We start from the raw sequence: 3,354 nt of genomic DNA on the forward strand, positions 1-3,354 counted from the left end.
AATGATTCACTGTAACGTCTAGTAACTCTGTCATTTTTATACATAATCTACTTGAATTATGTAGCCTTTATTCAGGACGAGTCATAGACTTGTGCAACGATTACCATTGTTAGCTGTAGTTGTTTTTTATTATTCAATTATTTCTTCAAGTCTGTGTTCAATCACCATTCCATCTTCAGTTTTAGTTGTCGAATAAAGTTCACCTAAATTTTCGCAAGCACAACCTGTCCAAGTCCCATTCAGTTTCTCCGTTCGCCCATTAAATTCGACTGTCAATGTTTTTTCGGATTCCATAATTGCACAGTTATATTCTATTCCATTGAACACTTTTTTTACATATTCTTTATGAGTTGTATGTCCCTGAAATTTTCTAGAAACCATTTTATCATTAAAAGGTATTTCATACTCAAACGAATTCCCAAATGTTCCAAATTCACAGAATCTATTTCCAATAATAGAATCCTTGGTTGGTATCAATTCGGGATAAGCATCTACTCTCGTGAAAGATTCTATAACTTTAGGAATTCCATTAGTCAGAATAAATATAGTTGAGTCAGTTACTTTTCCTTGAGAATCTTTTGTGATACTAAACAGTAAAGAATCTTTATCAACTTCTATTGAATATGTCTTTTTAGACAATTCAGTTTTGGATTCCCTATTTGATTTCAATGAGTAGATAAGTGTTCGGCTCTTAGTAAAATTGCTAATTGGATAAATGTAATTCACAAGTTTTGTGTTATTACAGTTTCTACTAGTCAGTTCAACCCTTTTTGGGGAATTCTGACAGCTTAAAAATCCAACTATGATTATGAAGTATAATGTTTGTTTCATTTCAATTACAGCTAACGGTTTGGCTATGCGTAGTGCGGGATATTAAAACACTTCACTGTCCGCCTACCGATATGTTTGTTAATATTAATTTACTTTCAATTTAGCACCAAAACCCGCATTACGTATAGCTTTTGTGCCTGTTGCACAAGTTTGTTGATAAAGATAGTAAAGGAATTTAAAAGCGGCTTAGTTATTTCTTAACTTTAGTTATGCAAGGCAAAAAAAAGTACCAAGAAAAATTATTTTCTCATTTTCAATTGAGCGAACGCATTCCGAAACACAACTTTTACCGCAAGTTAAAAACGGTATTACATTTAGACTTTTTATATGCATCAACCCAACCTTTTTATGGCGAGAGTGGTCAGAAAAGTATTGATCCTGTTGTGTTCTTTAAATTGTGTTTGGTGAGGTATTTGGAGAATTTAATAAGCGACCGTAAATTGATACAACATTGAGCTGGCTTTAATAGCAGTGTGTAATAAGTTACTAAAACAAGCGTTTTCTATTGTTAAAAATGGGGTGCCTTATAACGATGAATATAGAAGTGTTTTGAGGTGTAATTAATTGAGTTTTATTTGGTTTTTACCTCAGTTCTTTGTTGGCTGTAGTATTTTTCCCATCCGCTAATATATTATTATCAATTCTGATTCTTTCCTGCACCAATTGTTTACGTTACCATTTTTGTCAATTAATAAATAATAAGTGGTGCTTTTTCTTTTATAGTTTTCCGATACAATTACATAATAATTCTCAAAATCATCTTTTTTATGATATGGTTGCGAAATTCTTAAATTCATTCCGCTACTATTTTTAGATTTTTTAATCCGAAACTGTTTTTTATTCAAGTTGTCATAATTCATTACGTGAGTTGGTGAATCAAAATCCATTTGTTCAAGAGCATAAATTCCGAAAATTTCCAATTCCTTTCCTTCTGTCAATAATTTTCCAGTCAGACATTCGCTAACTTGAAACTTATAAGAAGAAAAGTGAAAGTCCGTCGTGTATTTCGGGATTTTTATTCGTTTTTCGATAGGGAATTTTGTCAATAAACTGTCCTTGTAAAAATCAAAAGCGATTTGTTCAAAAAAAGGAATTTCAACTTGTCCAAATCCAAGGTTGAAACTCAATGTTAATATTATAATCGCGATTTTTTTCATATTACAGCCAACGTTTAAGTATATGTGTTGTTTGGTTATAATCGTTTACGTAGCGAAAGCGAAGATAAACTATTTTCCAAATGACACATATACTATGTTGTTAGCTTTATGTTTTTTAATTAGGTTTAAAAAAATAAAGGGACAGTGGTTCTGCTACGGCAACAATTTAAGTGCTCCATTTTTTTTAGAGCTTCCCCTAGTCTATGGACTATACATAGCCATGTATAATCCGTGGATGAAGGGACTAAACACTACTTTACTTTTAAAAAGGCTTTAATCAATAGCGCTTAAAATTTGACTTTGTAAAAAATGTAAAAGTAGATGCTAAAGCAATGAAGCATTTATTTTGTCTTGTAAAACGCTTGTTTAGACCCCAAATAAAGCTGTTAGAACTAATATAATAGGCATCCTAAAATTTAAATAGTATTGGTTTTAACAAAGTAAAAGCCCCTGTAAAAGGAGCTTTTGAATGTTTTTAGAGGCTTGTGCAACGATTACTGTTGTTGGCCATAGTTTTTATTCGGTTAATATTCTTTTTTCGGAATTTCATTCGGTAATTGAAATATATTTTCTTTTAATTTTTTCGGCTCGATATTGATAGCGGTATATGTCACAACATAATCTCCTAAATCAAGTTCCATTTTCATAAAAGGGGATTTTGCCTTATCAATCAAATCGTTTGTATAAAAGTCCTCAAAGTTTTTAAATAATTCTGGATTTAAATACGGAAATCCGCTATAAGAATATTTTTGTATTACTGTTTGCTTTCCATTTGGCTCAAATCCTTCGATTTGTATATAATCGCATTCTTTTCCCAAAATTTTTTCTGATTGTCCTGTGGTTTTCTTGACAAAATCCAAAGTTTGTTCAGAAACGTTATAATGATAGATAGTATCCAAATTTTTCCACTTTGCATAATAGTGGTTATTAGAATTCAAATAAAGATTGAAATCATACCCTCGCTCTCCGGTGTTTAAGAATTGTTTAAAAATATCACCATTTTCGTTATAAAATACTTTTAAGGTGTCTCCGAATTTTTGCTCGAAATATTCACTATACTGAACATTTTCTTTTTTAAATCTAATTTCTGTTTTATAAGTTATAATTCCTTCAAAACTCTTTTTGGCTGTCGTAAAAGACATTAAGATTGAAATTGTAATCAGAATTATTAATGGTTTAAAATTCATTTTTTTTAATGTTCGTTAAGGGACATAGTTTACACAAGTTAAAGATTAGGGTTTACACTAAATTAGTTTCTAAGCTTGTAGATTGTTGTTTGTTTCTAAGCTGCTTTTCATCAAAGAAACCCAAAAATACGTTTCTATAAAATACTTTCCAAATGCCGCTTCCTATATTTTCAATAGCG

Annotated in this window: 3 protein-coding genes and 2 pseudogenes; 2 read left to right on the top strand and 3 right to left on the bottom strand. The window is 30.7% G+C overall.

The features are described from left to right. Positions 1–129: 129 nt before the first annotated feature. Positions 130–669, bottom strand: coding sequence for a hypothetical protein (locus AC2D8I_RS15970; RefSeq protein WP_484707110.1), 540 nt, complete (start codon positions 667–669; stop codon positions 130–132). 371 nt (positions 670–1,040) lie between these two features. On the opposite strand from AC2D8I_RS15970, the pseudogene AC2D8I_RS15975 reads away from it, so the two are divergent. Together AC2D8I_RS15975 and AC2D8I_RS15980 are read left to right on the top strand one after the other, a co-directional pair. After that, positions 1,041–1,283: pseudogene (locus tag AC2D8I_RS15975) on the top strand (transposase); the annotation flags it as partial. A 1-nt stretch (position 1,284) separates the two neighbouring features. Continuing rightward, positions 1,285–1,395 (top strand): annotated as a pseudogene (locus tag AC2D8I_RS15980) (IS110 family transposase); the annotation flags it as partial. Between the two features lie 59 nt (positions 1,396–1,454). Here the strand turns inward: AC2D8I_RS15980 and AC2D8I_RS15985 are convergent. Both AC2D8I_RS15985 and AC2D8I_RS15990 read right to left on the bottom strand, forming a co-directional pair. Further along, positions 1,455–1,988 (bottom strand): hypothetical protein, encoded by a 534-nt coding sequence (locus tag AC2D8I_RS15985; protein WP_484707111.1) that lies wholly within the window; start codon positions 1,986–1,988, stop codon positions 1,455–1,457. A gap of 524 nt (positions 1,989–2,512) precedes the next feature. Next, positions 2,513–3,175 (bottom strand): hypothetical protein, encoded by a 663-nt coding sequence (locus AC2D8I_RS15990; protein ID WP_484707112.1) that lies wholly within the window; start codon positions 3,173–3,175, stop codon positions 2,513–2,515. Positions 3,176–3,354: the final 179 nt, after the last annotated feature.

The sequence above is a fragment of the Lacinutrix sp. YIN62 genome (assembly GCF_057219185.1).